Source organism: Acinetobacter junii CIP 64.5, from assembly GCF_000368765.1.
Lineage (GTDB): Bacteria > Pseudomonadota > Gammaproteobacteria > Pseudomonadales > Moraxellaceae > Acinetobacter > Acinetobacter junii.
Genome location: NZ_KB849655.1, coordinates 283151 through 303134 on the forward strand (window position 1 = coordinate 283151; position 19984 = coordinate 303134).

Annotated in this window: 16 protein-coding genes and 2 pseudogenes; all 18 read right to left on the reverse strand. The window is 37.9% G+C overall.

What is annotated here, in order from left to right; genetic code table 11:
• Positions 1–20 precede the first annotated feature (20 nt).
• A complete protein-coding gene (hchA, locus tag F948_RS07050; RefSeq protein WP_004961988.1) occupies positions 21–899 on the reverse strand; it encodes a glyoxalase III HchA in 879 nt (292 codons plus the stop codon).
• Between the two features lie 106 nt (positions 900–1005).
• Positions 1006–2010 carry an NAD(P)H-quinone oxidoreductase gene (locus tag F948_RS07055; protein WP_004961992.1) on the reverse strand — a complete coding sequence of 335 codons (1005 nt, stop codon included), beginning with the start codon at positions 2008–2010 and terminating at the stop codon, positions 1006–1008.
• A gap of 7 nt (positions 2011–2017) precedes the next feature.
• A pseudogene (locus tag F948_RS07060) lies at positions 2018–2894 on the reverse strand (AraC family transcriptional regulator).
• A gap of 159 nt (positions 2895–3053) precedes the next feature.
• On the reverse strand, positions 3054–3362 hold the full coding sequence (locus F948_RS07065) for a hypothetical protein (RefSeq protein ID WP_004962001.1): 309 nt from the start codon (positions 3360–3362) through the stop codon (positions 3054–3056).
• Between the two features lie 31 nt (positions 3363–3393).
• Positions 3394–4089: a GntR family transcriptional regulator gene (locus F948_RS07070; protein ID WP_004639207.1), complete on the reverse strand. Its 696-nt coding sequence runs from the start codon at positions 4087–4089 to the stop codon at positions 3394–3396.
• Between the two features lie 11 nt (positions 4090–4100).
• Positions 4101–7706 carry an urea carboxylase gene (gene uca / locus F948_RS07075; RefSeq protein ID WP_004962006.1) on the reverse strand — a complete coding sequence of 1202 codons (3606 nt, stop codon included), beginning with the start codon at positions 7704–7706 and terminating at the stop codon, positions 4101–4103.
• 16 nt (positions 7707–7722) lie between these two features.
• A complete protein-coding gene (gene atzF / locus F948_RS07080; protein WP_004962009.1) occupies positions 7723–9549 on the reverse strand; it encodes an allophanate hydrolase in 1827 nt (608 codons plus the stop codon).
• A gap of 404 nt (positions 9550–9953) precedes the next feature.
• Positions 9954–11092, reverse strand: a protein-coding gene (locus F948_RS07085) for an IS3 family transposase (RefSeq protein ID WP_155118015.1) whose coding sequence is annotated in 2 segments (ribosomal slippage) — positions 9954–10834 and positions 10834–11092 — 1140 coding nt in all. Because the reading frame shifts where the segments join, the coding sequence is not laid out codon by codon here.
• A gap of 73 nt (positions 11093–11165) precedes the next feature.
• Positions 11166–11755 (reverse strand): annotated as a pseudogene (locus F948_RS07095) (uracil-DNA glycosylase family protein).
• Between the two features lie 128 nt (positions 11756–11883).
• Positions 11884–12756, reverse strand: a complete 873-nt coding sequence (locus tag F948_RS07100; RefSeq protein WP_004962018.1) for an MBL fold metallo-hydrolase — start codon at positions 12754–12756, stop codon at positions 11884–11886.
• A 14-nt stretch (positions 12757–12770) separates the two neighbouring features.
• Complete coding sequence (locus F948_RS07105) at positions 12771–13181, reverse strand: DUF6691 family protein (protein ID WP_004911272.1); 411 nt, start codon at positions 13179–13181, stop codon at positions 12771–12773.
• Positions 13178–13597 (reverse strand): YeeE/YedE family protein, encoded by a 420-nt coding sequence (locus tag F948_RS07110; RefSeq protein WP_004954238.1) that lies wholly within the window; start codon positions 13595–13597, stop codon positions 13178–13180. Before F948_RS07110 ends, F948_RS07105 begins: the two co-directional genes overlap by 4 nt.
• Before the next feature lie 568 nt (positions 13598–14165).
• Positions 14166–14639, reverse strand: coding sequence for a DUF6438 domain-containing protein (locus F948_RS07115; protein WP_004962023.1), 474 nt, complete (start codon positions 14637–14639; stop codon positions 14166–14168).
• Positions 14640–14757: 118 nt separating this feature from the next.
• Positions 14758–15462: a 2-C-methyl-D-erythritol 4-phosphate cytidylyltransferase gene (gene ispD / locus F948_RS07120; protein ID WP_004962028.1), complete on the reverse strand. Its 705-nt coding sequence runs from the start codon at positions 15460–15462 to the stop codon at positions 14758–14760.
• Positions 15446–15817 (reverse strand): cell division protein FtsB, encoded by a 372-nt coding sequence (ftsB, locus tag F948_RS07125; RefSeq protein WP_004911282.1) that lies wholly within the window; start codon positions 15815–15817, stop codon positions 15446–15448. Before ftsB ends, ispD begins: the two co-directional genes overlap by 17 nt.
• Before the next feature lie 10 nt (positions 15818–15827).
• Positions 15828–17117: a phosphopyruvate hydratase gene (gene eno / locus F948_RS07130; protein ID WP_004962031.1), complete on the reverse strand. Its 1290-nt coding sequence runs from the start codon at positions 17115–17117 to the stop codon at positions 15828–15830.
• Positions 17118–17162: 45 nt separating this feature from the next.
• Positions 17163–18020, reverse strand: a complete 858-nt coding sequence (gene kdsA / locus F948_RS07135; protein ID WP_004962034.1) for a 3-deoxy-8-phosphooctulonate synthase — start codon at positions 18018–18020, stop codon at positions 17163–17165.
• 32 nt (positions 18021–18052) lie between these two features.
• Entirely contained in the window at positions 18053–19690 is a 1638-nt protein-coding gene (locus F948_RS07140; RefSeq protein ID WP_004911289.1) for a CTP synthase, read from the reverse strand.
• Positions 19691–19984: the final 294 nt, after the last annotated feature.

The following is a 19984-nucleotide window of genomic DNA, read 5'->3' on the forward strand; positions in this document are numbered from 1 at the left end:
CTTTGAACTTATAAAATAGCTTATGCGTTAAGGCTTGGATCAGCTAATAAAGTTTCAGCAGCAAGTTTCCCCAAATTATTAGAGGCTAAGGGACTATCACCCGTTAACAGTTTTCGATCTTGATGAACTTGCCCTGTGATTCCCTTATTTAGAATTTCCACACCAAGCTTTTCAAGATTTTCGCCGACGAGCCACGGCAATTGTCCAGGCATATATCCAATATCGATATTGGCACCTTTATCTAATGAATCAGGGAAAACACAGACTTGATAGCCTTTAAAAATATAATCATTTGGGCTTTCATCAACTGCGGCTGCCAATAATGAAGCTGGACCATGACATAATGTAATAACATATTTGTCATTATCCACTGCCCATTTTAATAAAGCCTTAACTTCTTTACTCTCAGGAATTTTAGCTAAAACCCCATGCCCACCTGGTATAAAAATACCAGCATAAGGTGAGTCACTGCTTAAAGCCTGATCTAAAATATCTGCCAATTTTAGTGGTGATTTAAGTTGTTTTTCGTACTTGTGATAGGTATCCAAAACCACTTTCTCTTCTTTTGGCATTGCCCACATTTCAAGTTTTACTGGATTACCTGAAAGTGTTGCAACATCAAAGGCAAAACCAGCATTGTCTAAATGGAACATCGGTAACAACATTTCTACTGGATGATTTCCTGTAGAAAAGAATTTCTCATTTTGCATCAGAATATAGCGTTCATCCGTTGCAATCATGAGGATCTTTTTATCACCTTGATATGGATTTGGGTATGTAGTTCCGTCATAGTCAGTTTTAGGAGCCGTATACTGACTTAGAGAATAAGGTGATGGAAAAAAAGTATTATCTTCAGCTAGATCTGGAGTTGGGTTACGATCATCTGTATTTGTTGTCATGTTTAAATTCCTCGTAGGATATGTTTGATTTACATATTGCTTTTCCAAGTGATCATTCTCAAGCTTGATGTATAAATAGGCATAGATTGAATACGATTAGGCAAAATTACGATTTAATTTCGAGTACCACTTTTCCAATATGTTCACTGCTTTCCAAACATTGGTGTGCTGCTGCAACCTCTTCAAAAGTAAAAGTCTTATAAATAATCGGTTTACATTGACCTGTTTCGATTAGTGGCCAAACAAACTGCTCCAATTCTTGGGTAATTTTTGCTTTTTCATCATTGGTTCGAGCACGCATCGTAGAACCAGTCACCACAGCGCGTTTGAGCATGAGTTCTTGAATATCAAAGCCATCTACTTTTCGACCGCCCATAAATCCGATAATTACCAGTCGCCCATCTCTTTTTAGCAATCTCAGATTCTGATTAAAGTAAGCAGCACCGATAATATCTAAGATCACATCTACACCTTGCTGATCTGTGAGTGATAAGATTTCTTGTTCAAAATTTTGTGTCTTGTAATTAATAACCGTCGAAATTGAGCTTAATTTTTCTACTTTTTCTTCACTTCCCACTGTGGAAAAAGTTTGAATACCCATCGCATGACATAAGCTCAACGCTGTAGAACCAATTCCACTAGCTCCTCCATGAATTAACACGGTTTCATTCTTTTTTAACTGTCCGATCTGAAATAGATTTGCCCATACTGTGAAATAAGTTTCTGGAATAGCTGCCGCCTCAACAAAGCTCAGATTTTTTGGAATCGCTAAAGTTTGATTTGCTGGAACAGCACAGTATTCTGCATACCCTCCACCGTTGGTCAGCGCACAGACCTTATCACCGACTTTAAATTTTTCTACTTTTGAACCAATTTGTGAAATGATCCCAGCAACTTCCAATCCTGGAATCTGCGTTACACCTTTCGGCATCGGATACAACCCTTGTCGTTGCAAAATATCAGGGCGATTGATGCCTGTGGCATAGACTTCAATTAATACTTCATCTTCTTTAATCTCAGGTTTCTTACCTTGTACAACTTTTAGAACTTCAGGACCGCCAGCTTGAGTAATTTCGATATATTTCATTTGTTCGCTACTATTTTGATTCATGATTTACTCATTCCTTATGTATATTTACTTCAGTTTGATTAGGAGAAAAACCAAACTGCTTTTTAAACTCTCGACTAAATTGAGATGAGCTTTGATAACCAACAGCATAAGCTGCTTGAGCAACGCTTTGGTTTTCGTTTTGCAACATTTGTTTTGCCTTATGCAACCGCGTAACTTTGAGATACTGCAAAGGTGAATGTAATGTGACTTGTTTGAATGCTTTATGAAACGCAGAAATACTCATATTGGCTTGCTCAGCAAGCATTTCCACTGTTAATTTCTCTGTGAAATGATGTTGAATATATTCACAAATCTTATAAATCTGTCGTAAATTGCCTTGAACTACTAATCCTGTTAAAGCATCAGCACCCGAATGTTGAATCACTCGATACAATAACTATCGTTTAATTTGTTCACCTAAAATCAAGCAGTCTTGTTCTGAACCTAAAGTTTTTAATAGTCGTATCAATACATTCGAAATGGTTTGATCATATTGAATTACACTCATGCCTGTGGTGAGGGGTTTAAATTGCTCATCTTCAAAATATGTTTTTGCCAACAACTCATTTACCGTATCCGCCTCTAGTTTCATGCTGACTGCAATCATAGGCAATTCAGGACTCGCTACCGTATCACAATCAAATGGCATAGACACGGAGACGATAAGGCATTCGCCTTGCTGAAATGCATAGGTTTCAGTTCCGATATAACCACGTTTACTGCCTTGTAAAACAAAAAACTAAGGTCGGTTCTTGCAATACGGCTAATGGTGGTGTGTTGTGATCTACACGCATCAAAGTGATGCCATCTATTGCCGTAGCAAAGAAGCCTTCTTTAGCAACAAGTTTTAAAAACAGTGAGCTAAGTATTTGGTTATTCATCATGTGTCATCTGATGATTCTAAATTTGATCTTTATTATTAAATAGAAAATTCAGGAAAGATGTTAGTTTTATGCAGGATTAGGCATAGAAAATAGAGTTTTGTGAAGTTCATTTAAACATGTGATATAGATTTATAAAAAAGAGCTAGCAAAAACTAAATATTATTTATTATCAGAAAAAACAATAGCTAAGAAAAATAATAGTGTTATGAAAGCACCCACACCTAAACTAACCATAATTATTTCTAGATTCATAAACTCCATCAATATACCATGTTTTCCCCACGCACCATCAAAGCCATGATTTTCAGATTTCCTACCTAATCCTCCAATGATACAAAACCCTATACTAGAAATAAAAAAAATACTTAAGGAAGCCTTCCATAGTTTAAAAAGTTTGAGAAATAAAATTAAACTCATTCCAAGTATAGTCACAATTGAAGCTACAACGGCATAATGCCAGTTATCCATAAAAATCCTTATTGCTCATCATACTCTAATCTTAATAAAACTGACTTGAATCCAACATCTGTAAAGTAATTTTTTTCACTTCATCACGACTTTGCATAATATGTGCTTCAATCGCTTGAATGGCTTCATCTACTTTACGATTAAAAATATAACCCAGTATTTTCTGATGCTCCTGATAAGTCGCTTCAACGCGATAATCTTTAGAGAAGTCTAAACGACGAATAATACGGATTCGCTCGCTCAAATCACGATGAATTCTCGCCATTTCATTATTTCCAGAGGCACGAACTAAAGCGCAATGGAAATCCTCATCTTGTTGTGACAATTGTTTAATGTCTTTTAGATATTGATGAGGTTCAATCAACCATAAATCTTTTAGAACGGATAATTCAACCGAGTTTTGATGATCCATCTGGCAAAGTTTACGAATGGAATCTTTTTCTAATACGATCCGCACATCATAAAGTTCTTCATAATAACGAAAATTGAGCGGTCGGATTTGCCAACCGCTACGAAAACTCACATCAACATATCCCTCTTGTTGCAAACGATATAGCGCTTGTCGGATTGGGGTACGACTTACATCATAAGCTTTTGCAACTTCGGATTCAGTGAAACGTTCACCTGGCATCAGTTTGAAATCAAAGATATCATTCTTGATGCGTTGGTAAACCAGCTCAGACAAATTGTCTGAGCTTTTTGTTGTTTTTATTTTGGTTTCTTTCATGCAACATTGCCTTATTCCATATAAACCAGTGGTTCACCACTATGTACGGTTTGCCCTGCTCTACAAATAATAGCTTTTACAATGCCATCTTCTTCTGCATAAACCGGAAGTTCCATTTTCATTGCTTCAATAATAGCAACAGTTTCACCTTTTTTAACCTCTTGACCATGTTCAACAAAGATTTTCCAGATATTACCTGTCATCGATGCATTTAATGATGCTAAATGACTGTAATCAGCATGGTTATTTTCTTGAATCTGTTCTTCAGGTTGAGCTGCAAACTCCTCTTTCCAGCGATCCACTTCAGTTGCGAATGCTTGTTGTTGCTTAGCTTTAAACTCGGCAATACTTTCAGCTTCATTCTCTAAGAATTTTACATAATCTGCATAATCGAATTCTGTTTCTTCAATCTTGATCTCAGCACGACCATTTTCAAAGTCAGCACGCCATCGATTGAGTTCTTCTTCTGTAACCTCAAAATATTTAATTTGATCGAAGAATTGTAAGAACCATTGTTTATCACCAAATTGTTTGTTTTTCTTAAACTTGTTCCAAATTGGTAAAGTACGCCCAATCAATTGATAGCCGCCCGGTGAATCCATACCGTAGATACACATGTACATACCACCAATCCCAACCGTTCCTTCTGCGGTAAAGGTACGTGCTGGATTATATTTAGAACTGAGTAAACGATGGCGTGGGTCAATCGGTACGGCACAAGGTGCTGTTAAATACACATCACCCAAGCCAAGAATTAAATAGTTCGCATCAAAAATAATATCTTTAACTTCATTTCGATCTGCCAAGCCATTAATGCGTTGGATAAAATCAACGTTATTTGGCAACCACGCTGCTTTAGAGCAAACACTTTCTTGATAACGTTCTACAGCTCCTAAAGTCGCACTGTCTTCAAATGCCATCGGCAAATGTACGATACGAGATGGGATTTTTAATTGGCTCAAATCACCCATCTCTTTTTCGAGTTGAAGTAATTGAGCAATCAATTGTGATTGTGGAATTACTAAGCCATCGTATTTAATCTGTAGTGAACGAACACCCGGTGACAGTTCCAATACGCCTGCAATTTTTGCATCACGAATCATTTGAATAAGTTGATGCACTCGTAAACGTAAAGCTAAATCTAAAACATTTTCGCCGTATTCTAAGAGAATATAACTATCACCTGCTTGGCGATACACTGTTTTTGGCGACAATTCCGTTGGTTCACGTTGTGCCAGAATCGTACTGACAACTTCTTGAATTGGCTCAATCGTTTCTACAACTTTACTTGCTTCCGCAAAGTTTTGGATATTTTCAATTTGCTGACGTTCAAGTTCATTGGCTTGTTCTACACTAATAGGATAAAAGCGAATTTTATCATCGGCTTTGAGTTGTCCCACTTTCCAAAGTTCTGCTTTGGCAATCGTCACAGGACAAACGAAACCGCCTAAACTTGGACCATCTTTTGCCAGAATCACAGGGAAATCACCTGTGAAGTTAATTGCGCCAATCGCATATTCACAGTCATGTACATTTGATGGATGTAAACCAGCTTCACCACCATTTTCTCGTGCCCAGCTTGGTGTTGGTCCTGATAAACGAACACCTAAACGATTTGAGTTAAAGTGTACGGTCCACTCTGAGGCAAAAAACTCTTCTACATATTCAGGTTTAAAGAAATCTGGTGCGCCGTGCGGGCCATATAACACCGCAATTTCCCATTCATTACTATATTCAGGAATCAATTCAACCGACAATGCTTGAGGTTCATCATGAGCAAGTGGCAACTCTGTGCTCGCAAATGCTGGATCAACCATTTTAATCATATCGCCGACACGCAAGGTACGACCTGCATAACCACCAAAATTACCCAGCGCAAAAGTAGAACGACTGCCTAAATATACAGGGACATCCAAACCATTTCGAACCGCTAAATATGTACGGCAACCTGATTCAACTTGACCGATTTTTAGAATTTGTCCTGCTTTAACTTCTACAGGCTTCCAAAAATCAATTTCCTGATCATCTAACAACGCAGTACAGCTTGCTCCCGCCAAAGCAATAATCGTATTTGTGTGAAACTTTAATGTTGGTCCAACTAAGGTAAACTCGAAACCTGCGGCTTTAGCATCATTTCCAACAATACGATTGGCAAGCTGAAATGCATAGTCATCCATTGGACCTGATGGCGGTACACCTATATCCCAATAGCCCGTACGACCCGGATAATCTTGAATTGAACTCAACGTTCCTGCTTGAATCACTTCAATTACGTTTGGCGTGTAGTTGAAATCATCCAACATTCTTGTCCAGATTTGCATATCATCAAAACGCTGATCGGAAATAATCGCACGGGCATAATCCAAGTTTGTACTAATACCGTTCAAGCGTGTTTCAGCCAATACATGTTTTAATTTTTCAATAGCACTAGCACGGTCATCAGCATGCACAATAATCTTGGCAATCATTGGATCGAAGTATTGAGAAATCTCTGTGCCCGTTTTTACCCAAGTATCAACCCGAATCCCCTCTGGAAATGCAACCTCTGTCAGTACACCTGGACTTGGTTGGAAATTTTTCACAGGATCTTCAGCATAAACACGAACCTCAATCGCTGCACCTTGTGGTTGAATATTGTTGAGATATGTCCAATCAAGTTCATCACCAGCAGCCACTTTGAGCATGCATTCAATTAAATCCAAGCCAGTGACCATTTCCGTCACTGGATGCTCCACTTGTAGGCGAGTATTCACTTCAAGGAAATAGAACTCGTCACGGTTGGCATCGTAAATAAACTCCACTGTTCCAGCGCTGCGGTAATTCACCGATTTCCCGAGTTCTATCGCTGCTTGATGTAGTTTTTTACGTGTCGCTTCAGGTAAATTTGCCGCAGGCGTTTCCTCTACCACTTTCTGGTTACGACGTTGCAAAGAGCAATCACGCTCACCGAATGCAACAACTTGCCCTTTTCCATCACCAAAAATTTGTACTTCAACATGACGCGCTTTATCAATAAAGCATTCAATAAATACGCCAGCGTCTTTAAAGAATTGTTCTCCCAAGCGTTTGACACTTTCGTAAGCATCGGTCAAGGCTTGTGGTGTATCACAACGGGTCAAACCAATACCACCACCGCCAGCAGTACTTTTCAGCATAATTGGATAGCCAATACGATCTGCCGCCGTAAGAGCTTCTTCTAAGCTATCCAACAATCCAGTTCCTGGTGTCATTGGTACATTGGCAGCAGCAGCCAATTCACGAGCACGGTGTTTTAAACCAAATTCTAGAATTTGCTCTGCCGTTGGTCCCATGAAAGCAATATTATTTTCTTCGCAAGCACGAGCAAAATCAGCACTTTCAGAAAGAAAGCCATAACCAGGAAAGATTGCCTCAGCACCAGTTTGTTTAGCTGCCTGAATTAATTTTTCAATACTCAAATAAGTATCGGCTGGTTTTAAACCATCTAATCCAATCGCAATATCAGCATCTTCGACATGTTGCGCATAACGATCACTATCCGAATACACAGCAACACTGGTTATACCTAATTTTTTAAGTGTGCGAATCGCTCGAACAGCAATTTCACCACGGTTTGCAATAAGTACAGTTTTAAACATGATGATTTCCCCCCAATTAATTCGCTGTGTTTGCTGCTTGGCTGTTACGATGCTGGATATAGGCTCTCCATCCACCAAAATGACTAATATTCTCTGCATCATCTATGCCATAAGGCTCACAGATAAATCCTTTCACCCAACGTCCATCTTCTAACTCGACATTACCCATGCCTAAAGGTGTCGGAATTTCAGCCACAAATTCACCAAATCGAGCAGTTGGGACATCCCACAATTCAACAATTATGCTTTGACCATCTTGCTGACGTGCTAAGCCGGGTTTCGGTGGAACGGTGCCATTCAAAGCATAAAGCGCATAGTTTTTAGAGGTCGTTGTGGTTTCGATATGTACGGCATCACGTGTGGTGAGCTGAAAATTTAGCGGCATACCTGTCAAATGAGCACCGACGACTGCAACGCGAATATGATGTTGTGAAATAGGTGTAGAAGAACTTAAAGGCAGAGCTTTATCCAATGCCCCTAATTTCAGTGCAAGATAGTTTTGCCAAGCTTTGCCAAAATGAACTAATGCTGCATCATGCCAAGCTGGTGCAATTAGAGTGATCCCAAATGGTAAATGGTCAGCCCTAAATCCTGCTGGTAAAGCTAAAGCACTCAAATCTGCCAAGTTGGTAAAGTTAGTGTAGGTTCCTAAATGAGCGTTATATTCAATCGGATTTTGTTCAAGCTGCTCAATGGAATAAATTGTAGGTGCGGTTGGAACAATTAAGGCATCAAAATCAGCTAATCTTTGTTGGATTTTACGAGCTAAATCTTGTTTTAAATATTCTGCATTGTAGGCATCCACCGCTGAATATTTTTCGCCGTTTTTAATAATTTCTAATACCGTTGGATCAAATGCATCAGGATTGGTTTTCAGTAAATATTCAACGGCTGCGGTACGCTCTGCCACCCATGAACCTTGATATAGTTGCACCGCCAGTTGCTCAAAATCTGCAAAATCAATTTTAGTGATTTCAGCATTTAATGATTCAAGGAGTTGGACAGTATGCTGAAATGCTTTTTCTGATTGCTCATCCCCAAAGAAATTTAGTTTTTCTGGAATGGCAAATTTTAATTTGCTAGAGAAATGTGCTGGAACATTCTTTGGATGCTTACGTGAATAGCTGTCCAATGGATCATATGCTTCTAAAACATTTGCAACCAAGTCTGCATCTACAACGGTTAAGGCAAAGATCGAAATACAATCTAGACTTTTACAAGCAGGCAATAAACCACGATTTGAAAACCGCCCTTTGGTTGGTTTTAGCCCAACAATATTATTAAATGCCGCTGGCACTCGACCAGAACCTGCGGTATCAGTGCCTAATGCAAATGGGACAAATCCACGAGCAACCACACTTGCTGAACCAGAACTTGAGCCACCACTGACATATTCAGGTTTAAAACTGTTTGGTACTGCACCAAAAGGTGAACGCGTTCCCACCAAACCCGTTGCAAACTGATCAAGGTTGGTTTTACCAATTACAATCGCTCCCGCTTGTTTTAACAAACGCACTGTTTCAGCATCTTGTACTGCAATTGTATTTAATGCCTTACAAGCTGCGGTAGTTACAAACCCTGCAACATCAATATTATCTTTAACTGCAAACGGAACGCCGTAGAGTGGAAATTGTTTTGCTAAACTCTCAGCTTCTTTAGTTAATTCATTGAGAAATTGAATTTGCTGTTCAATCTGTTCTACGGTCGCAATTGAAATCCACGCATTATCTTGAGGATCAATTGATGCAACTAAATATTTTAAAGTATCAAGTTGGATTTCATTTTTTGAATAAGCTGTTTGCCACTCTGAAATTGTCCAACCTAAAGTTTTTATCTCATGCATTTTATGAATCCCATCTTGTATACAAGTTTGGATAAATAGATGCAGAAAGTGTGCCAGTTTATTTTTACATAAAATTCAATTAATTACCTTATTCACCATGAAATTTTAAACTTGTAGATTAACTAATGGTGCTAAAAAGGCTTTGTTTTAATGCACTTGCGCCACAATTCAGCAAGATGCGATTTTATTTAAGAGCTTAAGCTTAGTTTTAGAGCAAAGTTTTTCTTGGATTTTGCAATTTGAGAAATTGAAGCTATGAATTTGATTATTGTCAGCAATTAGCTTTGAGCAGAACAAAAGTCCTGATCGTTAGAGCATCTATATTAGGTTTTTTTGAAATTTTGAGAGGCTTCATTATGTAGCATTGATTGGACTGCTCCCAGTATCCTAGACATGAGACCGCCTCATTTTGAAGCTGTCTCAAATGCTTCTGGGCTCATCCCATCGAGATGCGAATGACGCCTGATTCGATTGTAAAACATCTCGATATAATCAAACACATCCGCACGGGCCATTTCTCGTGTTTTATAGATCCTCTTTTTAATTCTTTCCTTCTTTAAACTACTAAAAAAGGATTCAGCAACAGCATTGTCCCAACAGTTTCCACGACGACTCATACTCGGAACTAAATTATGCTTTTGACAGAATTTCTGCCAGTCTCCGCTACTGTATTGTGAACCTTGGTCTGAGTGTATGATCACAGGTTCATTGGGTCTGCGTCGCCATACCGCCATTAAAAGTGCATCCAAAACGATATCCTTGGCAAGCGTAGGTTTCATTGACCAACCGATGACTTTCCTTGAATATAAATCGAGAACCACAGCCAGATATAACCAGCCTTGCCAAGTACGGATGTAGGTAATATCAGTCACCCAGGAAGTATCAGGGGTGCTCACAGCGAACTCTCGATTTAAGTGATTTGGTGGCACAATCGGAGGACGGTCACAACCATAACTTTTATGCTTTTTATATCCTCGAACAGCGGCAATGCCATTGTTCTTCATGATCTTCAGCACACGATTGGGGCCACAGCTTTCACCTAGCTCTTTAAGATCCAGCGTGATGCGACGATAACCATAGATGCCATAACTGGCATCATAAGAAGAGCGGATCAGTTGTAATAACCGTTTGTCTTCAATTGTTCTGCCTGATTCGGGTTCATGTAGCCAGGCGTAATAGCCAGCACGAGCAATCTTAAGAACCCGACACATCGTTTTAATCTTAAATTGATGGCTGTACTCAAGGATAAACTGATACTTTACTCGGGCAGGCTTGCAAAGTACCTTGCGGCCTTTTTTAAGATATCTCGCTCTTCTTCAGTTTGCTTAAGCTGACTTTTAAGACGAAGGATCTCTTTCTTTGCTTCGAGTAGTTCATGTTCATCAGGGTTGTTGCGTAAAGGCTGTACGGCCTTTAGCCATTTATAAATGCTGTGCTGTGATACACCTAAACGTTCAGCCACATCAGTGACAGAATATCCACGTTCGGTAATCAATTTAACAGCTTCATCTTTAAATTCTGGGGTGTATCGTTGTCCACTCATAATGTTCTCTCCTATGCAAAAAGAATAGACGAAATTTGTCTAGGAGAGTGGTGGCAGTCCACTCTGTATTTAACTAAACCAAGCCAATTTCTTCAAAAAATAGCTTATATGCTTCTGCCTTCTTATCTAGAGCTAAAGGATAAGCACGTGACGATGAAGGTAAACGATATAAACTTAACTCTCGCTCCATATAGTTTACTTGCACAGATTGTCCAATCATCGGTTAATGGGGTTCTCAGGAAAATGCTGCATCAGTGTATCTGTCGCTTTATCACCAGTCGTCATAATGGTGTGACATGCAGGAATTTGGATGAGTAATTCTGACAAATCTGTAGGCGTGACTATTTCTAGAAATTTATCAGATGCATTACCATGTAATCTTTTAATTCGAAATGCGGTATCGAATATTCCTACACCAATTTCTATCAAAAATTCATGAATTTTTTGTTCTTTAAAGTTTTTGTTTGATAAATCAAGAAAATAGTTTTTATCTTTGAAAAATATCAATCCGAATATTCGCCACATGTCATTTTGATAATTTGGATAGTAAAAATTCATCTTCCATCTGTTTTGAGGAGGAGGAAAACTTCCCAACATTAGCAACTTAGCATTATATGGTAAGAATGGCTTCAGTGGATGTGTTTCAATTTCAAAAATAGTCATTAAAATCTAAAAACATGAAAAATTTAAAACAGTTTAATCAATTATTCTGTATCAAAATAGCTTTCACATTTCTAATAGAAAATAAAAAAAGAAGATAACGTGTATCTTCCTTTTTTATCAGTTTTTAATCAGCGTTTAAAAAAATTGAATGGTAACTTTAAATACCGCACACCATTACTTTCTGGTTCTGGAAAACGACCTGCATCCATATTGATTTGTATAGATGGCAGAATCAACTTTGGCATCGCCAAAGTCGCATCACGTGCCTGACGCATCTTTACAAAATCTTGTCGATCGGTATCAGATTTCAAATGAATATTACTTTGTTTCTGTGCAGCAATTGTTGTCTCATAGAAATACTCATTTCTACCTTCAGGCTTATAATCATGGCATAGATAAACACGCGTATCATCAGGTAGTTCATATAACTTTTGAACAGAATCAAAAAGTATATCCGCACTTCCTTTAGGAAAATCACATCTCGCCGTACCATAATCTGGCATGAATAAAGTATCACCAACAAAGACAGAATCACCAATGACATAACTCAAGCACGCTGGCGTGTGTCCAGGCGTTGGAATATTATAAGCATCTAGATGACCAATCTTAAAATGCTCATCATCTTTAAAGAGATAATCAAAGGTTTGGTGTGAATTAAACATTTTCACATCAAGATTGTATATTGAGCTAAATGTTTCTTGCACAATACCGATCTTTTCACTCATCGCAGTCTTTCCACCCAAATGTTCTTTGAGATACTGAGATGCAGTTAAATGATCTGCATGGACATGTGTTTCTAGTATCCACTCAACCTTTAACTGATGAGTCTTTACGAAATCAATAATTTGATCTGCACTATGAGTTGATGTAGTAGCAGATGCAGCATCATAATCTAGAACACTGTCAATTACGGCACATACTTTAGTTTCTGGATCAGTCACCACATAACTAAATGTATTTGTATTTTCATCAAAAAATGCTTTGACTTTAGGATGTTGCATCTAATCTCTCCTACTTATCGTTCTGCCCATATGCGATGAATAAAGATACCGAGGAACATTGCTCCGATAAAATACCATGCTTCAGCATAGCCTAACCCAATCAGAGTAATTGCAGGTGCAGGACATACACCAGCTATCCCCCAACCTATACCGAACAGCATCGAACCAACGATCAATTTTTTATCGATCTGCTTATTAGTGGGTAATGAAATTACTTCACCGAATAATGTTTTTGGATTTCGGATCGCTTTTTGGAATGGAATGATGGCAATCGCAATAGCCCCAATCATCACAAACATTAGGCTAATATCCCACTCACCAAAAATGTCTAAAAATCCTAAAACTTTTTCAGGATTTGACATACCTGAGACCATTAGTCCTAGTGCAAATAATCCGCCAAATATGAACGCAAATACATTTTTCATATCGCAACTCCTAAAATATGGCGAATAACGAATACAGTCACGATTCCAGCTAGCATAAATGTGACCGTTGCAACGATCGAACGCACTGATAAGCGACTCATACCACAGATACCATGACCACTAGTACATCCCGAACCTAATCGCGTGCCAAAACCTACCAAGATTCCAGCAATGATTAATCCAATTGGTGAGGATTTAATCACAATCTCAGGTTCAACAAATAATTGGTATATGAAAGGAATGATGAATAAGCCAGACAAGAACCAAAATGCAGGATTATTCAAAAGTGATTTAGGTTGTAAAACCTGCGCAAGCAAGCCACTAATCCCCGCAATACGACCATTTACATACAAATAGCCCACTACTGCAATTCCAAGGATAGCACCGCCAATCAAAGCTAAAATAATGCTAGACATTGTTTTACTCTTTAAAACATTATATGTTTTTATAATATATTATTTTGTATATTTAATGAAGTAATTATTCAAAAACTATACAAATCTTTTTGTACCTTTTTTCAAGCATTTTCTATGTGCTTTAAATTAAACATCTGATTTAATTGGATAATTTATCTCATTTAATTTTTAACAAAAAATATTTTTTGACCATTGGAAAAAACTTCAATGCTCTGCTCTATTTTACACTTTAAAACCTCGTCCTTTTAATTTAAACAACCGTTAGAGCCAAGTTAATGTTATCTAAAGTTAAAAAACTAAGTAATAATGCTCAGAAAATTTGATATCGTATTTTCTAGTTCAACTATTATTAGCATAAATAATGGCTAGGTTGTTAACTAAAACATAAAGTTTTTAATCAAGCGATTCTCAAGTTTGAGCTAATTTTAATTTATTAATTTTATATGGTGTTTACAGACTAATTCTCTATAGTTTTCTATCTAAGCTGCCGTATACAGTTATACGACAGCTAGTTTTTTACAATCTAAGAAATTTCTACAAGCGGTATGCGCTTGTTATCAGACAACACTTATACCAGTTTTTCAATTCCTATTAATGTAGGTAACTTATCAATTAATTTGTTTAATTCATCGTTTGCAGGTGAAATACAACCAGTGTAATGACTCAAACGTGTTGTAGTACCATCTGCTTGTTTCCACCAAAAATAAGAACTAGGTTTATCTGTTGCAGTTTGCACACAACCTGTTGTTTTTACATTAGAACCAGTTTCTGGACGATAAGTTTTTAATTCACTTTGTAATTTCTTATACACAGAAGGATCTACTTGAAGATCGCGTGTACCCGTCACTTTAGTGTACTGTTTACCCTCGAAATGAACTGTTCCATTAGGTGAAACTTCAAATGAATAAATTGGACATGCACCAAAACATGGGCTTGTTGAATAACGGATCGTTTCTTGAGCTACATTTTGAGATTGCTCAGGTGTTGAAGCACAACCAACTAATGCCAATGTAAAAAAACCTGAAAGTAATAATTTTTTCATTTGTTAATCCGTTGTAAAGTTTAGTTAATAAATTTATCAAATAGTGAAATAGTTGTCATTTATATTGGTGTTACAATCATTAAATTTTCAATTTTGCTTAGGCTATTTTTATAAAAAATTAATTTATGGCTTGTGATTGCAATATTAAACGAGCGAGTTCTAAATCATCTGGATAAGTGATTTTGATATTATCTGAACGACCTTGTACAACTTGTACGGGTTCATTTACATATTCAAGTGCACTTGCCTCATCAGTAATTACAATTTGATCTTTCAGTGCTGTCTCTATTGCATTTTTTAATATGCTTATCTTTGCCACTTGTGGTGTTTGAGCTTGCCACAATAGATCACGACTCACTGTTTTCTCTATTTGATGGTCCTCAACTACTTGTTTTAATGTATCTCGAACAGGTATAGCTAAGATAGAACTCTGATCTGACTCTATAGCAGTAATTATCAATTTTTCGAGACAATCCGTTGTAACGCAAGGGCGTGCTGCGTCATGTACGAGAACCCAATCATTTTCATCTGCAATATTTGATAAATACATCAAGGCATTTAATACCGAATGAACCCGCTCAGCTCCCCCCTTACAAAAGTGAAGTCTATCTAAGTGCTCAAAAGCTAATGTCTGTGCAAAGTTATCGCTCTCACCTATAGCGAGAACACATCCAGCTAACTGCAAAGTATTGAGTCTGTTTACAGTATGCTCAATCACAGTACGCTGAGCAATATATTGATATTGTTTTAATTCGGATTTTGAAAAACGACTACCTGAGCCTGCTGCTGGTACAACAGCCCATAATTTAGTCTGGATTTTCATTGGTTGGGGCATCTAATTTTGCATTTGGATCGATATAGATCGGTTTGTAATGGGTACTAATCGTACTCATTTGCACAAAGGTCTCATTTGGTTTGATTAAACCAAGATCGAGACGTGCATGTTCTTCAATCGCTTCAGTTCCATTTTTTAAGTCAAAAACTTCAGCCGCTAAAATGCGATTACGCTCTTTTAGCTCTTCATTGATTTCAGCTTGTTGCGTAATTTGTTGAGCTAAAGCTTGATGAGGGAAATATCCTCCCTCACCTAACCAAAATTGGTACTGTAAGCTTGCAATCAGAACGATTGCAAGCAACAGAATCAATTTACTCGAAGTTGATCGAAAGACTTCTAGCATAATTCAGAGATTATTTTAAACCTTTGAATTCAGCTTTACCGCGGTAAGCTGCTTTAGTCAATTCTTCAATACGAAGTAATTGGTTATATTTTGCAACGCGGTCAGAACGGCATAGAGAACCAGTCTTAATTTGACCAGCTGCTGTACCTACTGCCAAGTCAGCAATAGTCGAATCTTCTGTTTCACCAGAACGATGTGAAATAACAGTTGAATAGCCATTTGCTTTAGCTAGATAGATAGCATCTAATGTTTCAGTCAAAGTACCGATTTGGTTATATTTGATCAGAATAGAGTTACCTACTTTCTCCTCAATACCACGTTGTAAAATCTTAGGGTTTGTTACGAATAAATCGTCACCAACCAATTGGATTTTGTCACCAAGAATTGATGTTAAGTAGCTCCAACCTTCCCAATCAGATTCATCCAAACCATCTTCGATCGAGATGATAGGATATTGATTCGCAAGACCAGCTAAATAATCAGCAAATTGATGGCTTGTGAAAGCACGGTTACCTTCGCCTTCTAAAACGTATTGACCGTTTTTGTAGAACTCAGAAGATGCGCAGTCTAAAGCAAGCATCATGTCAGAACCAGCTTTATAACCAGTTAACTCAATTGCTTGTAAAATAACTTGGATCGCTTCTTCATTAGAGCGCAAGTTAGGTGCAAAACCACCTTCATCACCAACTGCAGTATTTAAACCTTGTTTCTTTAAAACTGATTTTAAAGAATGGAATACTTCAGCACCAGCACGTAACGCTTCAGCAAATGAAGTGAAACCAACTGGCTCAATCATGAACTCTTGAATATCAACAGTGTTATCTGCATGCTCACCACCGTTGAGGATGTTCATCATCGGTACAGGCATAGTCAAAATAGTTTGACCACGAAGGTCCGCGATATATTGAAAAAGAGGAAGTTTCTTTTCTTCAGCAGCAGCACGCGCAGCAGCTAAAGAAACTGCTAAAGTTGCGTTTGCACCTAATTTTTCTTTGTTTTCAGTGCCATCAAGCGCGATCATTGTATTATCAATGTCTTTTTGCTCAAAAACTGATTTACCCAACAAAGCGTCACGAATCAATGTGTTAACATTGTTAACTGCTGTACGAACACCTTTACCTAAGTAACGAGTTTTATCTCCGTCACGAAGTTCTAAAGCTTCACGAGAACCAGTTGAAGCACCAGATGGTGCACATGCACGACCAACAACCCCAGATTCTAAAATTACGTCTGCTTCGATGGTTGGGTTACCACGAGAGTCCAAAATTTCGCGTGCACGGATGTCAACGATTTGGCTCATGAACAATTCCTCTGTTTAATGAATAAAAAGATGTATTTTCATACATCAATGGGTATCTAACTTTTTGAATCCTTTAACTAAAGTATCCAATTCTTTTAACTGTGCCAAGAATGGCTCTAACTGAGATAAGCGTAATGCACATGGTCCATCACATTTTGCTACTTCAGGCTCTGGATGTGCTTCTAAGAACAACCCAGCTAAACCAGTCGCCATGCCTGCACGTGCTAGCGTCGTAATTTGAGCACGACGGCCACCAGCTGAATCAGCACGTCCACCAGGTGTTTGCAATGAGTGCGTCACATCAAAAAACACAGGGACATTCATTTCTTTCATGATGTCAAAACCAAGCATATCAACAACTAAGTTGTTATAACCGAATGCTGAGCCACGTTCACAAAGAATTAGTTTGTCATTTCCAGCTTCAAGACATTTATGCAAAATATGGCGCATTTCGTGAGGAGCTAGGAACTGTGCTTTTTTAATATTGATAATAGCTTGAGTCTTAGCTATCGCCTCAACCAAATCAGTTTGACGACTTAAAAAAGCAGGTAATTGGATAATGTCAGCAACTTCTGCAACTGGAGCTGCTTGATATGGTTCATGTACATCAGTAATGATAGGGACATTAAATTGTTTCTTAATGTCGGCAAGCCATTCAATCCCTTTTTCTAAACCGGGACCGCGAAAAGAATTCAAACTTGAACGATTCGCTTTGTCAAAGCTCGCTTTGAACACGTAAGGAATATCTAAGCGTTTGCAGATGTCAATATAAGTTTCAGCAATTTCAAAAGCTAAATCTTTTGATTCTAATACGTTCATTCCGCCAAATAATACAAATGGCAAATGATTTGCCATTTGTATATCGCCTAAACGTACAACTTCTTGTGGTTTTAATTGTGACATTTAAACTTTCCCAGTTTATTTAAAGAACTGCATTATTTACCTTGTTGGTGCTGTTTTTTCGCAGCATCAATAAAACCAGCAAATAATGGATGTCCATCACGTGGTGAACTTGTAAATTCTGGGTGGAATTGTACAGCAATAAACCAAGGATGTTCAGGAATTTCTACAGTTTCAACTAAATGTTGTACAGAAGAATAACCTGAAATTTTCATACCAGCTTCTTCAAGCGTAGGAATGAAACGATCATTCATTTCATAACGATGGCGATGACGCTCAGTAATTTCAGCTTTACCATAGACTTCGCGAGTTTTAGTACCTTCAACCAATTCTGACTTTTGAGCACCAAGACGCATTGTTCCGCCTAAGTCTGATTCAAGACTGCGCTGTTGTAATTCGCCACGCTCGTCTAACCATTCAGTAATTAAGCCAATTAATGGATATTTAGTTGAACGATTAAACTCTGTAGAGCTTGCTTCTGGAATACCTGCTACATTGCGAGCATATTCAATTACAGCAAGTTGCATACCTAAACAAATACCCAAGAAAGGTATTTTATTTTCACGTGCATACTGGATCGCACGCATTTTACCTTCAGTACCGCGCTCACCAAAACCACCTGGCACAAGGATCGCATCAGCAGTATTTAAAACACTAATATCTTGTTGTTCAAGATCTTCAGCATTTACATAATCAATCTGAACTTTTACGCGATTTTGGATACCAGCATGTAAAAGTGCTTCATTGACAGATTTATATGCATCTGGCAATTCAACATATTTACCAACCATAGCTACACGTACCGTGTACTCTGGATTGAGTAATGCTTCAACAACATTATCCCAATCTTCAAGATTTGCTTCAGGAAGATCATTAAAACCAAAACGTTCACAAATTAAATCGTCAACATTCTGTTCATAAAAATTACGTGGGATTTGGTAAATTGTTTTCGCATCTTTACAAACAACAACTGCACGCGCTTCTACGTTAGTGAAAAGAGCAATTTTACGTTTAGTATCAGCATCAACATCATATTCAGTACGACAGATTAAAATGTCTGGTTGAATACCAATTGAAAGTAATTCTTTAACTGAGTGTTGAGTAGGCTTTGTTTTTAACTCAGCAGCTGATTTGATATACGGCAACAAAGTCAAATGCATGAGCATTGTACGTTTATGACCCAACTCAACCATAAGTTGACGAACCGACTCCATAAATGGAAGTGATTCGATATCACCAACAGTCCCGCCAATTTCTACAATAGCAACGTCGTAACCTTCACCTGCACGAAGAACACGCTCTTTAATATTGTCAGTAATATGCGGAATTACTTGAACTGTACCGCCTAAGTAATCACCACGACGTTCTTTATTCAAAACATCTTGATAAACACGACCACTTGTAAAGTTGTTTAATTTGGTCATTTTCGCACGACGTAAGAAACGTTCGTAATAGCCCAAATCTAAGTCAGTTTCAGCACCATCCTCTGTGACGAAAACCTCACCGTGCTGGAATGGACTCATGGTACCTGGATCGACATTAATGTATGGATCCATTTTCACCATAGTGACTTTTAAGCCACGGGCTTCCAAAAGTGCAGCAACAGAAGCAGCAGAAATACCTTTACCTAGTGATGAAACTACACCACCAGTGACAAAAATAAAATGGGTCATTGAGTTTCTCGTACAATCGAGCCGAAATCGGCCTACAATGTTGTGCAATTTTACTGTACTCTGCCCTAATAAAGCAAAGTCAAACCGCATCAATTTAAAGAACTATAAACAACTGGCTATTCTATCAGCATTTTCGATAAAAATTTATCGGAATTGTGGATATTTCATACATAAATTCTTTTTGCATGGCTGACAGCAATCATTTTCAAGTTTAGATTATGATTTTTTAGTTTTATCACTTTAAAAATTAGTATGAATGGTGCAAGCAACTATAAAATATCAACAAAGCTGTTT